Origin of the sequence: Catellatospora sichuanensis (genome assembly GCF_007483665.1) — a bacterium.
Taxonomy (GTDB): Bacteria; Actinomycetota; Actinomycetes; order Mycobacteriales; family Micromonosporaceae; genus Catellatospora; species Catellatospora sichuanensis.
Genome location: NZ_VIQO01000001.1, coordinates 557623 through 576287, shown reverse-complemented (window position 1 = coordinate 576287; position 18665 = coordinate 557623). Strand labels below are relative to the sequence as shown.

Sequence of the window (18665 nt, the reverse complement as noted above, 5' to 3'; positions counted from 1 at the left end):
GGCTGAGAGAATGAAGACCGAATACCGCATCTTCGTCGGCGTGGCGCTGTTCCTGATCGTCGCCGCGGTGGTGTACGGCTGGTGGACGGACCTGTCCATGGGCGGCGTCGAGTGGATCGGCACCACCGCTCTGGTGCTGTCGTTCCTGCTGTGCTCGATGTGCGGCGGATACTTCTGGTTCGTCTCGCGCCGCATCGACCCGCGCCCGGAGGACCGGCTCGACGCCGAGATCGCGGACGGCGCGGGCGAGCTGGGCTTCTTCAGCCCGGGCAGCTACTGGCCGTTCGGCATCGCGCTGTCCGCGCTGATCGCCTCGCTCGGCCTGGTGTTCTGGATGTGGTGGCTGATCGGCCTCGGCATCGTGTGCGTGCTGCTGTCCACTTCGGCGATGCTGTTCGAGTACTACACCGGCACTCGGCGTACCGCGGAGCACTGACCCCGCGTACCGAAAACAAATGAAACCGGCCCCCTCCGATTCGGAGAGGGCCGGTTTCATTTGTCGTATCGGCGCTACTGGGCGTACTTCGCTGCCGCCGCTGCGGTGATCCAGCGCTCCAGGACGGCCGACGCCGCGCCGGAGTCGACGGCCTCGGCGGCGCGGCGCATGTTCGCGTGCAGCGCGTCGGTCAGCTCCTCGACGAGCGTGTCCGGGTCGGCGGGGCCCGCGCCCTTGGCCGCCCAGTCGTGGGCGGTCAGCCCGGCCGCCGTGTTGACCAGGACGGCGTCGCGCACCGGACCGGTCTCCCCGCCCAGCAGGCGGCGCACCACCTCGGCGTTGAGCGACACGTCCCCACCGCGCAGGTCGCCTGCGGCGGAACGGGCCACGCCGAGGTCGGCGGAGTCGACGGTGAGCGGGGTGACCTGCCCGCCACGAGCCACCCAGACGCGCGTGGGGGCGGCGGTGGTGAACTCGTCCAGGCCGTCCTCGCCGCACAGCACCAGGGCCGTGTCACCGCGGGCGGCGAACACCTGCGCCATGACCCCGGCCATGCGCACGTCGGCGCAGCCGATCGCGCCCGCGCGGGGCCGGGCGGGGTTGGTCAGCGGGCCGAGGAAGTTGAACGCGGTGGGCACGCCCAGCTCGCGGCGTACCCCGCCGGCGTGGCGCAGGCCCTGGTGGAACGTCGCGGCGAAGCAGAACGTGATGCCTGCTTCGTCGGCCACCGCCGCCACCTGCTCCGGGCTGAGGTCCAGCGGGATGCCGAGGAACTCCAGCACGTCCGCGGTGCCGCAGGAGGAGGAGGCCGCCCGGTTGCCGTGCTTGACCACGCGGGCCCCCGCGCCTGCGGCCACGATGGCGGACATCGTCGAGATGTTGACGGTGTGCGCCTGGTCGCCGCCGGTGCCGACCACGTCCAGGGTGGCTGTGCGCTGCTCGTCGGTCTGCGGCAGCGGGGCCGCGTTCGCCAGCATCGTCGCGACCAGGCCGGACACCTCGCCGGCGGTCTCGCCCTTGGCCCGCAGCAGCAGCGCGAACCCGGCGATCTGCGCCGGTGTCGCCACGCCCGACATGATCTCGCCCATGGCCCAGGCCGTGTCGTCCGACGTGAGCTCCTCGCGGCGCAGCAGCGCGCCGAGCAGGTGGGGCCAGGTGTTCCGGTCGCCCATCGGGCCTCCAGGGGTGAAGGGCGTGGCGCGCGGTGCTCTGGTCAGGCGGCCACGGATTCGTCGTGCAGCAGGGTGGAGATGACCTTCGCGGTCTCGAACGGGTCGAGCGGGTGCAGCAGCGTCCCGTCGACGCGGGCGTACGCCGCCAGCCAGCGGTCGGCCGAGCGCGCGATGACGACACAGGTGGGCGGGCACTCGTCGATCTCGTCCTTGAGCTGACGTGCCACGCCCAGGCCGCCGCCCGGGGTCGCCTCGCCGTCCAGCACCAGCAGATCGATCTCGTAGTCGTCCACCAGCTTGACGCACTCGCCGTAGGTGGACGCCTCGACGAACTCGACATCGAGGTCGGGTGCCGGGTGCTCGCCGATGGCCAGCCGCATCCGGTCGCGAACCTGCGGGTCGTCGCTGTAGAGCAGGACGGTCTTGGTACTCATGCGCTCATCCTAAGCGGTGGAGTGATCTCGTGGTCGTGCGGTGCGCCGTCCGCGTCGGCCTGCGCCGACACGGCCCGCGACACGCCATGCGCGGCGGCCTCGGCGGCGGCCTGTGCGGCCTCCTCGCGGTCCAGCTGGCGGTCGATGCGGGCGGCCTCCTGGCGGGACTGTTTGATCCACTGGACGACGAGGACCGCGAGCATGGTGACCGAGACGAGCTCGCCGCCCGCCCACAGCACGCCGCCCGCGGTCACCTGGTCGGCCCAGGGATCCATCCAGGACAGGCCCAGCGACGGATACCAGTCGCCGCCGAGGAGGGTCTTCTGCTGCATGATGGTGAGCCCCAGCACGGTGTGAAACGGGACACTCAACAGCATCAGCAGCGCGCGGGCCGGATACGGCCAGCGCCCCGGCAGCGGGTCGCGGCCCAGCAGGGGCCAGAAGAACAGGCAACCGGTGGCGATGAAGTGCGCATGCATCACCTCGTGCAGCCACTCGTGCCGCAGCGTCTGCTCGTACAGGCTGGTGAAATACAGCGCGAACGGGTTGGCCACGAAGATGCCGAACGCGACCAGCGGGAACGCCAGCACCGCGGCGACCTTGCTGTGCAGCACCGCCAGCAGCGTGCGGCGGGGGCGGGCGGGCAGCGTACGCAGGGCGAGGGTGACCGGCGCGCCCAGCGCCAGGAAGATCGGCGCGACCATGGACAGCGCCATGTGCTGCAGCATGTGCACCGACAGCAGCGTGGTGTCGTAGCCGCCGATGCCACTCACCGTGACCAGGGCCAACGTGCCCAGGCCGGGTCCGAGGAAGGCGATCGTGCGCCCCACCGGCCACCGGTCGCCGCGCACCCGCAGCCGGTGCGTGCCGTAGAGATACAGCGCACCCGCCAGCAGCAGACCGACCGCGAGCCACGAGTCGAGCCGGGCCCCGGTCACCAGGGTCGCCACCGTGAACGGCGGAGTCTCAGCGGTCAAGGTCGCAACGTTCGAGGTCAGCGCGATGAAATGATCGACAGGCGGCACCACCCGAGGCTAGACCGTGGACTTGTACGGCAGTTCGCCGGGTCGCGACACGCCGCCAACCAGGCACCCCGACGCTCGCCGATGCAGGTAGGGGGCAATAATGACCGCGTGACTGCCGCCTCAGCCATCGACAAGAGCAGGATCCACTCCCTGACCAGGCCCAACATGGTCAGCGTCGGGACGATCGTGTGGCTCTCCAGCGAACTCATGTTCTTCGCCGCGCTTTTCGCGATGTTCTTCGCGATCCGCGCCGCGGACTACGATCAGTGGATCCAGCACTCCCACGTGCTCAATCTCCCGTACGCCGCGACCTTCACGCTGATCCTGGTGCTGTCTTCCATCACCTGCCAGATCGGCGTCCTGCGCGCGGAGCGGGGTGACGTGTACGGGCTGCGGCTCTGGTTCACCATCACGTTCCTGATGGGCCTGACGTTCGTGCTCGGCCAGGTGAACGAGTACCGCGTGCTGGTCAGCGAGGGCATCAAGATCAACGCTGACGGGTTCGGGTCGATGTTCTACCTGACCACGGGCTTCCACGGCCTGCACGTGACAGGCGGTCTGATCGCCTTCATCATCTACTTGATCCGCACCACCATGGGCCGGTTCACGCCGGCGCAGGCGACCTCGGCGATCGTCGTGTCGTACTACTGGCACTTCGTCGACGTGGTCTGGATCGGCCTCTTCTTCATGATCTACCTGCTGGAGCGGATGTGAGCTCGGCCATGACATCAGACACCCCACGCCCGGCGGCGGGTGCGCCCAAGCAGCGCGGCCGGGCACGCCGGCGGCTGAACTCGGCGCTGCGCATGTTCGCCGCGCTGGTCTTCGCGGGCGGCATCTACGCGATCGTCGCACCCGGTGGAGCCCAGGGCGCCGCCCCGCTCACCCCGGCCGCCGAGGCCGGCAAGGCGCTGTACGACGTGAGCTGCATTACCTGCCACGGCGCGAACGCGCAGGGCGTGCCCGGCCGCGGCCCGAGCCTGATCGGCGTCGGTTCTGCGGCCGTCGAGTTCCAGGTGGAGACGGGCCGCATGCCGGCCGCCCGCCAGGAGGCGCAGGCCGAGCGCAAGGACCCGCATTACAACGTGGACCAGGCCCGGCAGCTCGGCGCCTTCATCCAGGAGCTGGGTGGCGGCCCGCAGCTCCCGGAGGGTGAGGACTTCGCGTCCAAGGGCAAGATCGCCCGCGGCGGTGAGCTGTACCGCATCAACTGCTCGTCCTGCCACGCCTTCTCCGGCGGTGGCGGCGCGCTGTCCAGCGGCAAGTACGCGCCGAGCCTGGAGCTGGCCACCGACCGGCAGATCTACGCGGCGATGCTCACCGGACCGCAGAACATGCCGGTCTTCGGTGACAACGAGCTGTCGCCGCAGGACAAGTTCGACATCATCGCCTACGTGCAGAACCTGAAGACCGACAGCGACCCGGGCGGCTGGGGCCTCGGCCGGTTCGGCCCGGTCACCGAAGGCCTGGCGATCTTCCTGGTCGGCGTCGTGGCTCTGGTTTTCGCAGCGCTGTGGATTGCGGGTAAGTCATGAGTGAGACGAACACCCAGGTGCGCGACGCCGCGGGCGTCGACCTGGCTAACCCGAACCTGACCCGGTTCGACATCGTGCGTGAGGGTGCGCGGCGCGACGGCGTGGAGATCGTCCACTACGAGCCGCAGTACCCGGCGGGCTCGAAGGGCGAGCGGCGCATGACCCGCATCGTCGCCTTCTTCTTCCTGTTCACCGGCATCATGTCGACCCTGTTCGTGGTCGCCTTCATCTGGTGGCCGTGGGAGTACGAGCTCGGCCCGCACGCCAGCAAGTACTACACCCCGGTCCTCGGCCTGACCCTGGGCCTGGCCCTGGTCGGCGTCGGTCTGGGCATCCTGACCTGGGGCAAGAAGCTGCTCCCGCACGAGATCGCGATCCAGGAGCGGCACGACGGCCCGTCGTCGCCGGAGGAGCAGAAGCTCACCGGCACCACGCTGCAGTTCATCGGCGAGGAGATGGGCCTGACCCGGCGCCCGCTGCTGAAGTTCTCGCTGCTGGGCCTGCTGCCTCTGGGCGCCGCGGCGGTGGCCGTTCCGGTGGGCATGCTGATCAAGGACCCGCACCACCCGGATGTGCTGTTCAAGACCGGGTTCGCGGGTGCCACGCCGACCAACCCGATCCGCCTGATGCACGACGACGGCACCCTGGTGCGGCCGGAGGAGGTGAGCACCGGTGGCCAGATCACGGTGTTCCCGAACATCCCGGGCGGCGCCAGCAACCACTACGCCGACTCGCCGACGCTGCTGATCCACCTGCGGGAGGACGACGCGGCAAAGCTGAACGGCCAGCTCTACACGATCAACCAGGGCAGCACCTGGAGCAGCTTCGTGGCCTACTCGAAGATCTGCACCCACGCGGGTTGCCCGGCGAGCCTGTACGAGCAGCAGACGAACCGCCTGCTCTGCCCGTGCCACCAGTCCCAGTTCCTCATCACCGACAACGCCCGGCCGATCTTCGGCCCGGCGACGCGGTCCCTGCCCATGCTGCCCATCAGCGTGGACAAGGAGGGCTACCTCGTGGCCACCGGCGACTACAAGGTGCCGGTCGGGCCGGCGTTCTGGGAGAAGGACTGACCATGAAGCGTCGCAAGCTTGACCTGAAAGCCCTACCGGGCAAGTCCGCGCAGGAGGTGGACACCCGGCTGCCGGTCGCGACCCCGTTGCGCGGCGTGCTGAACAAGGTGTTCCCCGACCACTGGTCGTTCCTGCTGGGCGAGATCGCGCTGTTCTCGTTCATCATCCTGCTGCTGACCGGCACGTTCCTCGCGCTGTTCTTCGAGCCCTCGCTGCAGGAGGTGCACTACGACGGCTCGTACCTGCCGCTGCAGGGCGTGCAGATGTCGCGGGCGTACGAGACGGCCCTGGACCTGTCGTTCGACGTGCGCGGCGGCCTGATCATGCGCCAGATGCACCACTGGTCGGCGCTGCTGTTCATGGCCGCGATCGTGGTGCACATGTTCCGGGTCTTCATGACCGGCGCGTTCCGCAAGCCGCGTGAGATCAACTGGATCATCGGCCTGAGCATGTTCTGGCTGGGCTTCACCGAGGGCTTCGCCGGCTACTCGCTGCCCGACGACGCGCTGTCCGGCACCGGCCTGCGCATCGCCTCGGCGATCATGCTGTCCATCCCGGTGATCGGCTCCTGGGTGACCACGTCGCTGTTCGGCGGCGAGTTCCCCGGCGAGATCATCCTGACCCGCCTGTACATCCTGCACGTGTTCCTGCTGCCGCTGATCCTGCTCGCACTGGTCTCCATCCACGTGGGCCTGGTCTTCGTGCAGAAGCACACGCAGTGGCCGGGCCCGGGCCGCACCAACAAGAACGTGGTCGGCGAGCGCATGTTCCCGCGCTACGCGATCAAGCAGGGCGGCTTCTTCATGCTCGTCTTCGCGGTCATCGCGCTGATGGGCGGCCTCTTCCAGATCAACCCGATCTGGCTGTTCGGCCCGTACGAGGCCGCGGTGGTGTCCGCGGGCAGCCAGCCCGACTGGTACGTCATGTTCCTCGACGGCTCGACCCGTCTGATGCCCGCGTGGGACATCAGGGTCCTCGGATACAACATCCCACCGCTGTTCTGGCCGACCGTGGTGCTGCCAGGCATCCTGTCGGTGGTGCCGATGGCGTACCCGTGGATCGAACGGCGCTGGAAGAAGGACTACGCGTCGCACAACCTGCTGCAGCGTCCGCGTGACGTGCCGGACCGCACCGGTCTGGCCGCTATGGCGCTCACGTTCTACCTGGTGCTGACGATCTCCGGCGGTAACGACATCTTCGCCGACAAGTTCCACATCAGCCTGAACGCGATGACCTGGGCGGGCCGCATCGGCATCCTGGTCCTGCCGCCGCTGGCGTACTACTTCGCGCGCCGTCTCTCGCTGGGCCTCCAGCAGCACGACCGCGAGGTGCTGGCGCACGGCGTCGAGACCGGCATCATCAAGCGGCTGCCGGACGGCCGGTTCGTCGAGGTGCACCAGCCGCTGGTCGCTCCCGACGAGCACGGCCACACCGACCTGCCGTACGTGGGCTGGACGGTGCCGAAGAAGATGAACCGCCTCGGCGCGCTGGGGCCGGCCGTCCGCGGCTTCTTCCGGCCGATCGAGCAGGCGCCGCCGCCGCAGCAGGAGCAGGAGCAGCCGCGCGACGAGATCACCAGCGGCAAGCACTGACCCCACAACGGTCGATCAGCGAAGGGCACCCGCCGTACGGCGGGTGCCCTTCGTCGTCGAGTGAGGCCGCGTGCCCACCGTCACATGGAGGTACGCCCTGTTCGCAGGGTTTTCAGAGGAAGCCGTGACATAGTCGTGGCTCATTCGACGTCGGCGCGCGCCGATGCGGCGCCGACCGGCTGCTGGCCCTGGACAGCGGGCCGGAGGGCGATGCGGTGCGGCCCGGCGCACGACCCATCCCCAGGAGGCGACCCATGTTCACGGCATACCAGGACGGCAAGCGCGGCACGAGCACCGCACCGGCACAGCGCAGGCCCGCCGTTTCCGAGGGTGTCACGCGTCACGCGATCTCAACCGCGCGTGGGCCGTGAACTGCTGTGCGTCGACCCACACCGGCTCGGGCTGCCGTCCGATGTCGCTGATGCCCAACTGAGGCGGCGAACCAGGACGGCCTGTCGCCCGATGCCGCGCAGCCCCCGCCGGGCGGTGTACCGGTGCGTCGTACTCTTCCCTCAGGACGCGGTGGCGCAGGGGAGCGGCGATGCAGGACGCACTGGCGGCGATGCAGGCACTCGCCACGGCAGAAGGCCGGGCCGACCCCTACCCGCACTACGAACGGCTGCGGTCGGCCGGCCCGGTGGTGCCGCTGGGCGACGGGTTCGCCGTCGTCACCGGGTATGCCGAGGCCGACCAGGTGCTGCGCGACGCCTCGTTCCGGGTCACCGACGCCGTCGCGCTGGACCGGGCGATGCCCGGCTGGCGCACCGCCGCCTCCTGGCAGTGGCTGAGCCGCACCATGCTGTGGCGCAACGCGCCCGACCACACCCGGCTGCGGCGGCTGGCCGGGTCGGCGTTCACCGCCCGGCGCGTCGCGGCGCTGCGCGCCGACGTCACCGCGCTCACCGAGGAGCTCATCGAGCCGATCGCGGCCTCGGGCGGGCCGGTGGACTTCATGGACGCCGTGGCGTATCCGCTGCCGGTGTCGGTGATCTGCGCCCTGCTGGGCGTGCCCGGCGCCGACCGGGACTGGTTCCGGCCACGGGCGCAGGATCTGACCCTGGCCCTGGAGGTGTTCGCGGGCGACCCGCAGGAGCTGGCCCGCGCCGACGCCGCGAGCGAGGAGCTGGCGGAGTACTTCGTCGACCTGCTGGCGCGGCGGCAGCGCGAGCCGGGCGACGACATGATCAGTGAGCTGCTGGCGGCCGGCGCGGACGGCCGGATCGGCGGCGCGGAACTCGTCGCGCACCTGGTGCTGCTGTTGGTCGCCGGCTTCGAGACGACGACCAACCTGCTCGGCAACGGACTGGCGATGCTGCTCGACCGGCCGGAGCAGACGGCCCGGCTGCGCGCGGACCCGGCGCTGTCGGGCGCGTACATCGAGGAGATGCTGCGCCTGGACCCGCCCGTGCAGGTGACTTCGCGCTACGCCGGGCAGGACACCGAGCTGGCCGGGGTGCCGCTGCCCGAGGGCACGGAGGTGCTGGTGGTGCTCGCCGCGACGGGCCGGGACCCGCGCCGCTTCGCCGCGCCGGACAGCTTCCTGCCGGACCGTCCGTCCGTGCCGTCGCTGTCCTTCGGCGCGGGCGCGCACTACTGCCTCGGTGCCCCGCTGGCCCGGCTGGAGGCCCAGGTCGCCTTCCCGCTGCTCCTGGAGAAGCTGCCCCACCTGCGTTCCGCCGGCGTGCCCACCCGCCGCGACCGCCTCGGCTTCCGCGGCTACGCCACGCTGCCCGTCGCCGCCTGACCACTGCGCTCTGCGGCGTCGCGGCGGTCAGTGGCGGACCGGCAGCCAGGCGGTGATACGGGGGGCCAGGGCGGCGCCGGCCTTGACCCACTTGAAGTGGTCCAGGGGAGCGGACGCGTCGGCGGTGGTGAGGTGGTCGCGGTGGACCTGCGCCCCGGGCAGCGCGGCGATCAGGTGGTCGGTGGTCTCGGGCGGGGTGTACTGGTCGTCGTCGACGCTGATCGCGAGGACCGGCAGGTCCACCTGGGACAGGCCCGGCTGTGCGCCCAGGTGGGCGGGGAACAGGCCGTGGCGGGCCGTGTAGGCCCAGTCCTTGATGACGCCGCGGGCCTGGCGGCCACCGAAGCCCCAGCCGGGCCAGACCCGCAGCACGGCGGAGACGGCGTTGACGAACTGGGTCATGGCGAGCACGCCCAACCGCTGTGCGCGGGGGTAGGCGCGCCAGTACGGCAGCCCGACCGCGATCAGGACCAGCCCGTCCACGCTGTGGCCGGCCCCGCGGGCGGCCTCGCGGGCCAGGTGCAGCACGCAGGCCTGCCCGCCCAGCGAGTGTCCGAGCAGGACCGTGCGCCGTCCGGCGCGGTGTTCGGCCAGCGCGTCCAGCACCGCGGCGACGTCGTCGGCCAGCTCGATGTAGCCGTACCGGCTGTCCCGTCCGGGGCGCGGCGCGCTGGTGCCGGTGCCGCGCAGGTCGGCGACCGCGACGCCCAGGCCGGCCTCGTTGAGGGAGTGCGCGAAGCGGGTGTAGTAACCGGCCGGCACGCCCATCGCCGGGAAGATGACGACCAGGGCCGCGTCGGGGGCCTGCGCCGGGTGGAGCTGGACGCCGAGCCGGTCGCTGCCGCGGTGCACGGTGAGCTGCATGGCAGCAGCCTAGACCGCGACATTACTCGCAAGTAAGAACCGCCGGGTGTGATGCGGGCCGCTCGGCGTGGTCCACCTCCGCCGACCGCTCAGAAGCCGATGGCGAACGCCTGCTCCAGGTCGTGGCGTGAGTACGAGCGGAACGCGATGTGGGTGTCGGTGTTGAGCACGCCGGGCACCTTGGAGATGCCGCCCGCGATGACCTCGGCGATGTGGTCGAATTCGCGCACCCGGATGATGGCGATGAGGTCGACGCCGCCCGCGACGGAGTACACCTCGCTGACGCCCTCCAGGTTGGCCAGCTCCTCGGCGACCTCCGGGATCGCGTCGGTCGCGCAGTCGATGAGAACGATCGCTGTGATCACCGGGGACTCCTCGCGTCGTGCGTCTGCCGATCATGAAGTTGTGGACGCGACACGCCGTCGACCCGTGCCACAAGTCCATGATCACCGTATCGGTCCTACGGGGCCATGCTATGCCGCGGGGACGGTGAGGTTCCGGCCTACCCGGATCACGCGGTGCAGGGTCTCGTGCGGGGCGACGTACGCGCCGGGCCACAGCACGCAGTCGCGGACGGCACCGTCCACCCGCGAGCCGTCGCCGAGCACGCTGCCGTGGGCCTCGCCGGCGACCCGCACGTCGTCGCCGAACAGGTTGCCGCCGCGGGCGGCGTGCAGGTTGGCGGCGAGGTAGTCGGCGGGCGTGCCGCAGTCCAGATACAGGCCCGGCAGCGGGATCACGTCCAGGCGTCCGGTCTGCTCGGCCGGCCGCCAGGTGGTTCGGGCCAGCTCGCCCGGCTTGTCGGGCAGCGCGGCGACGTCGGCGGCGGTCAGCAGCGACGCGCCCGCGAAGTTGTAGCCGTGGAACGGGTCGGGCAGACCCGACTTGACGCCGTGCATCCGCACCCGCTTGCCGTCCCAGCCGGTCAGCAGGGCGGCCAGGTCTTCGGGGGCGTCGGCGGCGACGTACGCGTCGGCGTTGAGCACCAGCACCGCCCGCCCGTCGATCCAGCCGTGCAGGTTGCCCAACGCCCCGGCGGTGCCCAGCGGCTCCTCCTCGAAGGACAGCCGCACCCGGCCGTCGACGTGCTCGTCGATCTGCCCGGCCAGCCAGTGCGTGTTGACCGCCACCCGGTCCGGCCCGGCCAGCCCGACCTCGGCCAGCCGGTCGAGCGTGCGGTCCAGCAGCGTCATGTTGCCGACCGGCACCAGGGCCTTGGGCCGCAGCATGGTCAGCGGCCGCAGCCGGGTGCCGAGCCCCGCGGCGAGCACCACGGCGCAGACATCGTCAGGGGCTCTCACCGCGCCACGTCCACGCTGTCGCGCAGGTGCGCCTCCGGGCCGATGCCGTAGTGGCCGAGCAGCCGGGCCGTCGCCGGGGTCACCACGGGCAGCTCGTCGAGGGCGTACCAGCGGGCCTCCCACACCTCGGCCCCGTCCACGCTGAGCGGGGTGCGGGCGGCGGGCACCCGGGCGGTGAAGACCATGTCCACCCAGTGCCCGCGGTGGTGCACCACCGCGTTCGGCACCGCCGGGCTGACCTGATCGAGGGTGAGTCGGATGCCGGTCTCCTCGGCCGCCTCGCGGCAGGCCCCGACGATCGGGGCCTCCCGCCGCTCCAGCAGCCCCGCGGGCAGCGTCCAGCCGCGGCCCGGGGGCTGGCGTAGCAGCAGGATGCGATCCGGGCCGGCGGCCTCGCTGTCGAAGATGAGCACCACCGAGCCCACCGAGTAGCGGGCCGTCACCAGCTTCACCATGCGGTTACGCCAGCGCGGCGGGATCCGGTAGAAGACGCCGTAGCCGAACGAGACCATCTTCAGGCGCAGCGGTGAGCGCCGGTTCACCGGACAACCCTGCGGGACTCGCCGACTCGCTCCTCGTTCTTCACCTTGCCAGGCTAGTCGACGAGCGTCGTGGCGGCGTGTCAGCGGCGTCGCGGCGCGGGGCGGCGACGTTCACCAGGGGCGTGCGGGCGGCCTCGTTCTGGTTGTCGACGCTGGCGATGAGCTGGTCGACGATGGTGTCCGCGGACACCCGGTGCTCGGCCACCGCGATCAGCAGCGTGTCGAGATCGGGGTAGTCCAGCGCCTGGGCGAGGCTGATCAGCCGCTGCTCGTCGGCGAGCGCCCGGTCGCGCCGGCGCAGCGCCAGCCCGATCGCGGCCCGGCCGAGCTGCAGGCGGTCGCTGACGGTGCCCGCGGCGACCTCGGGATCGGTGAACCGGCGGCTCAGCCGCAGTCGCGCGTTGGGCGACTTGACGAACTCCAGCCACTCCCGGCGCGGGCCGGGATGGTTGCGCGCCCGGCTGACCAGGATGTCCACCACGTCGCCATCGGTCAGCGCGGCGTTGAGCGGGGTCAGCACCCCGTTCACGGTCGCCGCGACACAGCGGTCGCCGGTGCGGGTGCCCAGCTCGTATGCCACGTCCACCGGGCTCGCGCCCTCGGGCAGCAGCAACTGGCGTCCCCAGGCGAAGACCTGGATCTGCTGCTCGGCGAGGTCGCAGCGCAGGGTCTCGACGAACTGCACCGCGTCCGGCGCGGCCTGCTCCAGGTCCAGCGCCCGGCGCAGCCAGGCGTGCTCGCCGTGCTGGCGCGGTGCGGGCGCGACCTCCCGGGCCGCGGTGCGCGGGTTGAACACGCGCAGCGCCCCGCTGCGCCGCGACGGGCGGGTCGGGTAGCGGAACGGGGCCACCACGCCGTACTCGACCGCGCGGTGCATCTGCTCGGTGCGGATCAGGACCTCGACCATCTGGTCGCCGGGGCCCAGCACGGTGGTGTGCAGCGAGCGGTAGAGGTTGTTCTTCGGCGCGGCGATGAAGTCCTTGAACCGGCCGGGGATCGGCTTCCACTGCTGGTGCACCGCGCACAGGGCGGCGTAGCAGTCGGGGTCGTCGCCGTCGAGGATCACCACGATGCGGGGCAGGTCCATCGGCACGGGGCTGCCGGCCTGCTGGGTGTCCTTCCAGATCGAGTAGTAGTGCCGCGGGCGCGGCTTCACCCGGCCGTCGAGCTTCTCCCGGCGCAGCGCACCCGAGCCCAGCGTGACCAGGTTCTGGACGTAGCCGTTCCAGTCCGGGCGGTTGGCGACCATGCCGTCGATGCGCTCGTATTCCTCCGGGTCGAGGAAGAGCAGCACCTTGTCCTCGAGCTCGCGCTTGAGCGCCTGGATGCCGAGCCGGTCGCAGAGCGGCACCAGCACCTCGCGGGTCGCGCCGGCGATGCGGGCGCGCGAGGCCGCCGAGCGGGCGTCGAGGGTCTGCATGTTGTGCAGCCGGTCGGCGAGTTTGATGACGAGCACCCGGATGTCCTGCCCCGCGGCGACGATCATCTTGCGGATGGTCTCGGCCTCCGCGCGGGCGCCGAAGTGCGCCTTGTCGAACTTGGTGACCCCGTCGACCAGGTGCGCGACGTCCGGGCCGAAGTCCTCGCGCAGTTGCGCCAGGGTGTAGTCGGTGTCCTCGACGGTGTCGTGCAGCAACGCCGCGACCAGGGTGGTGCCGTCCATGCCGAGGTGGGCCAGGATCTCCGCGACGGCCAGTGGGTGGGTGATGTACGGATCGCCGCTTTTTCGCATCTGGCCGTGGTGCATGCGCTCGGCGACGCGGTAGGCGCGGCGCAGCAGGGTGACGTCCGAGCCCGAATGGACCTGGCGATGGGCCTTGATCAGAGCGGTGACCGGATCGGCCGGAGCGGGCGTCTTCTCGCGCGCGTTCGGCCAGCTGAGCATCGTTCGGAGCCGGGTGGTGAGCATGCTCTCCCCGGCCCGGCCGGTTACCGGAATCCCCGTCGCCACCGTGGCGGCTTCCGCGTCCACTGAGGACACCCCCCTCACCGCGTGGAGGTGGAGCGTCGCGCGGCACGTACGAGGCCTCGACGCCCCGTCACGACTGCCCACTTCCGAGAGATCTCTGGATATCGCTCCATAGCCTAGTAACGAACGTCGCAGCCGAATGGTCAAGACCTTTCATGCGTTCGGTCAAGTAATGGCCGAACGGCCCTATCTCCCGGCGACCGCTCTGCGGCCTTAATCGGTGACATCCTCCGCATTCGCTCCGGATGTCACCGAGCGGCCCGCAACCGCGGTCGCCTGTGCGGCCGGCAACCGCGGTCGCCTCAGCGCGCGCTCGTCAGGAGCATCTTCCACCGTGCCGCGCCCCGGGCCGGGGAGGCCCAGCCCGATGTCGCCTCCACCAGGCGGGTCTCCGGGCGCTCGAGCCAGTCCAGGATCCGCTCGGTCTCCTCGGGCGTGGCCGCGGGCGTCGGGCCGGGCGCGGCGAGCACCGTCTCGGCGGTGGGCCGCAGCACGTCGAGGGTCCGTCGCGGATGGACACCGGGCTCCGCGGTCGCCGCGGCGGCCAGCCGGCCCCGGCGCACGATGGCGATCTCCCACGCGTTGCGCTCGGTGCGCCGGGCCGCGATCAGCTCCTCGATCGAGGTGAGCGCGGCCAGCCGCTGCATGCGTACGGCCGCGCGCAGGAACGCGGCGAGCCGGTCGCGTACCGCCGCGGCGTCCTCGTAGCGCTGCGCGTCGGACAGCCTGCGGATGCGGGCCAGCAGCGGGTCCACCACCGCGTCCGGGTCGCCGTCGAACGCGGCCCGCAGCGGCGCGGCGGCCTGCGCGTCGTACTCCTCGACGCTGATCGTGAGCTGGCAGGGGGCCGGACACTTGCCGAGCTCGGCCAGCGCGCAGGCGGGGGAGGCCTTGCGGGCCGACAGCCGCGGCGTGCACTGGCGCAGTGGCAGCGCCTCGTGGATCGCGTCCACCGCCGCCTGCGCCGTCGCCCGCCCGGCGAACGGGCCCAGGTAGGACCCGCCATCGGCGGTCAGCTGCCGGACCACGGACAGCCGGGGAAAGGCCTCCGCGGTCAGCTTCAGCCACTGGACCCGCTCCGGGTGCTTGGAACGCCGGTTGTACGGCGGCGCGTGCGCCGCGATCAGCCGCAGCTCGCGGACCTGTGCCTCCAGCGCGTGGGCGCATTCGACCGCGTCGACCCGCACGGCCGCGCCGAGCATCTCCTTGATCCGGGCCCGGCGTTCGGCCGCGGTGAAGTAGCTGCGCACCCGGGTGGCGATGTCGTTGGAGGTGCCCACGTAGAGCGGGCGGTCGTCGGCGGCCCGGAACAGGTAGACCCCCGGCGCGTGCGGCAGGTTCTCGGCCAGGTGCTTCTTGGCCCGCTGCACCGGCGCGACGGCCTTGACGAACTCGATGGTGTCGCCGAGCGTGTGCACCTTGTGCCCGCCGAGCCGGGCGATCAGCGCGTGCAGCACACCGACGGTGGCCCGCGCGTCGGCCATCGCCCGGTGATTGGGCTGGTCGCCGACTCGGAAGTAGGCGGCCAGGGTGCCCAGCTTGTTGTTGGGCACCTCGTCGCGCAGCAGCACCCGGCGGGCCAGTGCGACGGTGTCCACCACCCGGGGGTTGGGCCAGCGGTAGCCGTGCGCGGCACAGGCCGCCTTCAGGAAACCGGTGTCGTAGGGCGCGTTGTGCGCGACCAGGACCGCGCCGGACAGGAACTCCAGCAGTGAGGGCAGCACGGACTCGATCGGCGGGGCCTCGACCGTCATCGCGGTGGTGATGCCGGTCAGCACCGTGATGAACGGGGGGATGGGCACCCCGGGGTTGATCAGCGTGCCGAAGGAGCCCAGCTCCTCACCGCCGCGCACCTTGACCGCGCCGATCTCGGTGATGCCGCCGCCGTCGGGCGCGCCGCCCGTGGTCTCCAGGTCGAGCACCACGAACGTGGTGTGCCGCAGGTCGAGCTGCAGCGGATCGGCCAGCATGCCGTCGAGGGTCGGCTGTTCGAATCGGTCACCGGGCGCGGCGGGGCGCGCGGACGGCACCTGGGACGGGGACGGCACAGACCGGACGCTAAACGTCCGGTACGACATGGGTGGTCGGCGGAGACGCCGAGCCGCGAACCTGAGCGACAAGATCGGTAAGTCGGTGGAACACTAGGACCATGTCAGCCGCAGAACTTTCGTTCGATGCCTCCTCCGGGGACCCGGTGGGGGCGGCTGACTTCGTGCCCGAGCCGATCCTGCCCGAGCCCATCCGCCAGCGGGTGGTCGCCCTGACAGCGGCGGTGCTGACCGCACTGCCCAACGACGAGATGCCCGTCGCGCTACGCAAGGTCGCCAAATTCGCGCCCAATCGCCGGGCCCGGCTCGGCGGCGCGGCCATCGCGGCGCAGCTCACCGCCGACTCGGTGTTCCGGCAGCGGATCAGCGGCCGGGTGCTGACCGACGCGGGCGAGCTGGGCGCGGCGGTGCTCGGCGGCATGGCGCCGGCCGCCGCCGACCCGATCGAGGTCGCCGCGCTGGCCTACCTGGCCCGTCCCACGGGCTGGCGCGAGCTGGTCGATGCCGCCGGCCAGGCGGTCGCCGCCGAGGCGGAGAGCACGGCCGTCGCCGAGCACATCCGCGACGCCGAGGCGCGGGCCGCCCGCGCCGAGCACGACCGCGCCGTGGCCCGGGTCGAGGCCGACAAGCTGCGCGACGAGCTGGCCCGGGTGCGCGACGAGCTCGGTCAGCTGCGCGAGGAGGCCCGCGCGAGCGGCAAGGCGCTGCGCGAGACGCAGGCCCAGCTCAAACGTGCCAGTGAACTGCTCTCCATCGAGAAGGGCCGGGCCGCCAAGGGGCACGGCGACCACGAGGCCGAGCTGCGCCGGCTGCGGGCCAGGCTGGCCGACGCCGAGGCGGTCGCGGGGGACGCGCGCCAGGCCGCCCGCGACACCCGCGCCGTCGACGAGGCACGGCTGTGGCTGCTGCTGGAGACCATCGGCCAGGCCGCCGTGGGGCTGCGCCGGGAGCTGGCGCTGGATCCGGCGAAGGTGCTGCCGGGGGACACGGTCGCCGCGGCGTACGCGGACATGGCCGGCGCCCCCACCGCGACCAACCGGGCCACCGACGCCGACGACCCGGCCCGACTGGCCCAGCTGCTCGCCCTGCCCAAGGCGCACCTGGTCGTCGACGGCTACAACGTGACCAAGCGCGGCTTCGCCGAGATGTCGCTGGAGCAGCAGCGCAACCGGCTGGTCAGCGGCATGGGCGGGGTCGCCGCGCAGACCGGCGCCGAGGTGACCGTGGTCTTCGACGGGGCCGAGCGGGTGCACGGCCTGCCCGCCCCGCCGCGCGGGGTGCGGGTGCTGTTCTCGCGCAAGGGCGAGACCGCCGACGAGGTGATCCGCCGCCTGGTCCGGGCCGAGCCGCCGGGCCGCCCCGTCGTGGTGGTCTCCTCCGACCGCGAGGTCGCCGACGGCGTCCGCCGCCACGGCGCCTACCCCATGAACTCGGAGTCCCTGGTCCGCCGCCTCGCCCGCAGCTGACCGGGTCCGCCCGGCCGGGCAGAACTGCAGTTTCGGGGAAAGCGCACGAACCGGTCGCGATGAGCGTGCAGTTGCCCCGAAACTGCACGGCGGGCCACCGGATGCGAAGGCCGGCGGCCGTACGATCGGGCGATGACGGTGCGGGGCTGGGCCTGGGTGGCGTTGGTCGTCCTATGTGCTGCGGTGGCGGTGGCGGTGGCGATGCTGGTGCCGTGGCATCGGCCGCCCGCGCCGCGGGCCGATCAGCTCGCCGCGCTGGCCGGGCTGCCCGCGGACCGGGTCGCCGAGGCCCGGCAGCTGCGCGGCGAGCTGCGCTGGATCACCTACCCGGCGATGCTGGTCGGGCTGGCCGTGGCGCTAGTGCTGGGGCTGACCCCGCTGGGCTCCTGGCTGGTGGGGCTGGTGCCCGGACCGTGGCTGGCCAAGGTACTCGGCGGCGGGCTGCTGGTGCTGCTGGCCGCGGACCTGATCACGCTGCCGTTCGCGGCCTGGCGGCACACCGTGGCGGTGCGCTACGGGCTGTCCACCCAGGACTGGGGCGGCTGGGCGGTCGACCTGCTCAAGGGGTACGCCGTCGCCGCGGTGCTCGGCGCCGTCGCCCTGCTCGGCTTCTACGGCCTGACCCGGCTGCTGCCGAACTGGTGGTGGGCGGTCGGCGCGGTCGGCGCCGCCGGGCTGGTGGTGCTGCTCAGCTTCGTGTTCCCGGTGCTGGTCGAGCCGGTCTTCAACAAGTTCACGCCGATGGCCGACGGGCCGCTGCGCACCGAACTCATGGAGCTGGCCCAGCGGGACGGGGTGCCGGTGCGCGACGTGCTCGTCGCCGACGCGTCCCGGCGCACCACCGCGCTCAACGCGTACGTCAGCGGCATCGGCCCGACCCGGCGCATCGTCGTCTACGACACGCTGCTGCGGGAGGCCCCGCAGTCCGAGGTCGTCGCCGTCGCCGCGCACGAGCTGGGGCACGCCAAGCGCGGTGACGTGGTCATCGGCACCGTCATCGGCGCGCTCGGCGCGTCCGTCTTCGTGGTCGGCCTCTACCTGCTCGGGGCGTGGGGCTGGCTGCTGCGGCGGGCCGGGGTCGAGTCGATCGCCGAGCCACGTGCGATCGGCCTGCTGCTGGCGATCGCCACGGTGGGCGGGCTGGTGGCGGGGCCGGCGCAGGCGTACGTGTCCCGGCTGATCGAGGCGCGCGCCGACGAGCACGCGCTGGAGCTGACCGGGGACCCGGCCGGCTTCGAGCAGATGCAGGGGCGGCTTTCCCTGGTCAACCTCGGCGACCCGGACCCGCCCGCCTGGGAGCAGGCCCTCTTCGGCAGCCACCCCACCACCGTGGAACGCATGGCCGCTGCCCGCGCCTACGCCCGCGACCACTGAACCCGCGGCGCGGCTCAAGATCGGCTTTTGGTGTCATGATCTGCGGTTGGACTGCAGATCATGACACCAAACCGCGATCTCCGCGTTGCC

The 18665-nt window shown here is 71.9% G+C and carries 17 protein-coding genes; 8 read left to right on the top strand and 9 right to left on the bottom strand.

Annotation, left to right across the window (positions count from 1 at the left end; translation table 11 throughout):
- Window positions 1-10: 10 nt before the first annotated feature.
- Window positions 11-436 (top strand): cytochrome c oxidase subunit 4, encoded by a 426-nt coding sequence (locus FLL47_RS17465; RefSeq protein WP_144121549.1) that lies wholly within the window; start codon window positions 11-13, stop codon window positions 434-436.
- A 74-nt stretch (window positions 437-510) separates the two neighbouring features.
- On the opposite strand, the gene trpD is transcribed toward FLL47_RS17465, so the two are convergent.
- The 3 genes from trpD to FLL47_RS17450 are packed head-to-tail and all read right to left on the bottom strand — an operon-like array spanning window position 511 to window position 3046.
- Window positions 511-1608, bottom strand: a complete 1098-nt coding sequence (gene trpD, locus FLL47_RS17460; RefSeq protein ID WP_144121548.1) for an anthranilate phosphoribosyltransferase — start codon at window positions 1606-1608, stop codon at window positions 511-513.
- A 41-nt stretch (window positions 1609-1649) separates the two neighbouring features.
- Window positions 1650-2042 (bottom strand): response regulator, encoded by a 393-nt coding sequence (locus FLL47_RS17455; RefSeq protein ID WP_144121547.1) that lies wholly within the window; start codon window positions 2040-2042, stop codon window positions 1650-1652.
- Window positions 2039-3046, bottom strand: coding sequence for a cytochrome c oxidase assembly protein (locus FLL47_RS17450; RefSeq protein ID WP_425457717.1), 1008 nt, complete (start codon window positions 3044-3046; stop codon window positions 2039-2041). The genes FLL47_RS17455 and FLL47_RS17450 overlap by 4 nt, the downstream gene beginning before the upstream one ends.
- Before the next feature lie 129 nt (window positions 3047-3175).
- Between FLL47_RS17450 and ctaE the strand changes: the two genes are divergently transcribed.
- The 5 genes from ctaE (at window position 3176) to FLL47_RS17425 (ending at window position 9011) form a co-directional block, all read left to right on the top strand.
- Window positions 3176-3781 carry an aa3-type cytochrome oxidase subunit III gene (gene ctaE, locus FLL47_RS17445; protein ID WP_144121545.1) on the top strand — a complete coding sequence of 202 codons (606 nt, stop codon included), beginning with the start codon at window positions 3176-3178 and terminating at the stop codon, window positions 3779-3781.
- Between the two features lie 8 nt (window positions 3782-3789).
- Window positions 3790-4602, top strand: a complete 813-nt coding sequence (gene qcrC, locus FLL47_RS17440) for a cytochrome bc1 complex diheme cytochrome c subunit (protein WP_144121544.1) — start codon at window positions 3790-3792, stop codon at window positions 4600-4602.
- The gene (qcrA, locus tag FLL47_RS17435; RefSeq protein ID WP_144121543.1) at window positions 4599-5675 is read left to right on the top strand and encodes a cytochrome bc1 complex Rieske iron-sulfur subunit; all 1077 of its coding nucleotides are present in this window, start codon (window positions 4599-4601) and stop codon (window positions 5673-5675) included. Before qcrC ends, qcrA begins: the two co-directional genes overlap by 4 nt.
- A gap of 2 nt (window positions 5676-5677) precedes the next feature.
- Window positions 5678-7267, top strand: a complete 1590-nt coding sequence (gene qcrB / locus FLL47_RS17430) for a cytochrome bc1 complex cytochrome b subunit (RefSeq protein WP_144121542.1) — start codon at window positions 5678-5680, stop codon at window positions 7265-7267.
- 541 nt (window positions 7268-7808) lie between these two features.
- The gene (locus tag FLL47_RS17425) at window positions 7809-9011 is read left to right on the top strand and encodes a cytochrome P450 (protein WP_144121541.1); all 1203 of its coding nucleotides are present in this window, start codon (window positions 7809-7811) and stop codon (window positions 9009-9011) included.
- A 27-nt stretch (window positions 9012-9038) separates the two neighbouring features.
- Here the strand turns inward: FLL47_RS17425 and FLL47_RS17420 are convergent, their stop codons facing one another.
- The 6 genes from FLL47_RS17420 to FLL47_RS17395 form a co-directional block, all read right to left on the bottom strand.
- On the bottom strand, window positions 9039-9875 hold the full coding sequence (locus tag FLL47_RS17420) for an alpha/beta hydrolase family protein (RefSeq protein ID WP_144121540.1): 837 nt from the start codon (window positions 9873-9875) through the stop codon (window positions 9039-9041).
- Between the two features lie 89 nt (window positions 9876-9964).
- A complete protein-coding gene (locus tag FLL47_RS17415) occupies window positions 9965-10240 on the bottom strand; it encodes an Lrp/AsnC family transcriptional regulator (RefSeq protein ID WP_144121539.1) in 276 nt (91 codons plus the stop codon).
- A gap of 108 nt (window positions 10241-10348) precedes the next feature.
- Complete coding sequence (locus FLL47_RS17410) at window positions 10349-11176, bottom strand: nucleotidyltransferase family protein (protein ID WP_144121538.1); 828 nt, start codon at window positions 11174-11176, stop codon at window positions 10349-10351.
- Window positions 11173-11718, bottom strand: coding sequence for an NUDIX hydrolase (locus tag FLL47_RS17405; RefSeq protein WP_425457708.1), 546 nt, complete (start codon window positions 11716-11718; stop codon window positions 11173-11175). The genes FLL47_RS17410 and FLL47_RS17405 overlap by 4 nt, the downstream gene beginning before the upstream one ends.
- A 40-nt stretch (window positions 11719-11758) precedes the next feature.
- Window positions 11759-13699, bottom strand: a complete 1941-nt coding sequence (locus FLL47_RS17400; RefSeq protein ID WP_425457707.1) for a RelA/SpoT family protein — start codon at window positions 13697-13699, stop codon at window positions 11759-11761.
- 290 nt (window positions 13700-13989) lie between these two features.
- Entirely contained in the window at window positions 13990-15657 is a 1668-nt protein-coding gene (locus tag FLL47_RS17395; protein ID WP_246158115.1) for a DEDD exonuclease domain-containing protein, read from the bottom strand.
- Between the two features lie 179 nt (window positions 15658-15836).
- Here FLL47_RS17395 and FLL47_RS17390 point away from each other — a divergent pair, with 179 nt between their 5' ends.
- Window positions 15837-17201: an NYN domain-containing protein gene (locus FLL47_RS17390; RefSeq protein ID WP_144121536.1), complete on the top strand. Its 1365-nt coding sequence runs from the start codon at window positions 15837-15839 to the stop codon at window positions 17199-17201.
- 132 nt (window positions 17202-17333) lie between these two features.
- On the top strand, window positions 17334-18575 hold the full coding sequence (locus tag FLL47_RS17385; RefSeq protein ID WP_144121535.1) for a M48 family metallopeptidase: 1242 nt from the start codon (window positions 17334-17336) through the stop codon (window positions 18573-18575).
- The last annotated feature ends 90 nt before the right edge of the window (window positions 18576-18665 follow it).

Excerpts from the sequence above, each read along its gene's own strand:
- FLL47_RS17425 (WP_144121541.1), top strand. The coding sequence starts at position 7,809 with ATGCAGGACGCACTGGCGGCGATGCAGGCACTCGCCACGGCAGAAGGC.
- trpD (WP_144121548.1), bottom strand. The coding sequence starts at position 1,608 with ATGGGCGACCGGAACACCTGGCCCCACCTGCTCGGCGCGCTGCTGCGC.
- FLL47_RS17455 (WP_144121547.1), bottom strand. The coding sequence starts at position 2,042 with ATGAGTACCAAGACCGTCCTGCTCTACAGCGACGACCCGCAGGTTCGC.
- qcrA (WP_144121543.1), top strand. The coding sequence starts at position 4,599 with ATGAGTGAGACGAACACCCAGGTGCGCGACGCCGCGGGCGTCGACCTG.
- FLL47_RS17420 (WP_144121540.1), bottom strand. The coding sequence starts at position 9,875 with ATGCAGCTCACCGTGCACCGCGGCAGCGACCGGCTCGGCGTCCAGCTC.
- FLL47_RS17465 (WP_144121549.1), top strand. The coding sequence starts at position 11 with ATGAAGACCGAATACCGCATCTTCGTCGGCGTGGCGCTGTTCCTGATC.
- FLL47_RS17390 (WP_144121536.1), top strand. The coding sequence starts at position 15,837 with ATGTCAGCCGCAGAACTTTCGTTCGATGCCTCCTCCGGGGACCCGGTG.
- FLL47_RS17395 (WP_246158115.1), bottom strand. The coding sequence starts at position 15,657 with ATGCTGGCCGATCCGCTGCAGCTCGACCTGCGGCACACCACGTTCGTG.
- FLL47_RS17385 (WP_144121535.1), top strand. The coding sequence starts at position 17,334 with ATGACGGTGCGGGGCTGGGCCTGGGTGGCGTTGGTCGTCCTATGTGCT.
- qcrC (WP_144121544.1), top strand. The coding sequence starts at position 3,790 with ATGACATCAGACACCCCACGCCCGGCGGCGGGTGCGCCCAAGCAGCGC.
- qcrB (WP_144121542.1), top strand. The coding sequence starts at position 5,678 with ATGAAGCGTCGCAAGCTTGACCTGAAAGCCCTACCGGGCAAGTCCGCG.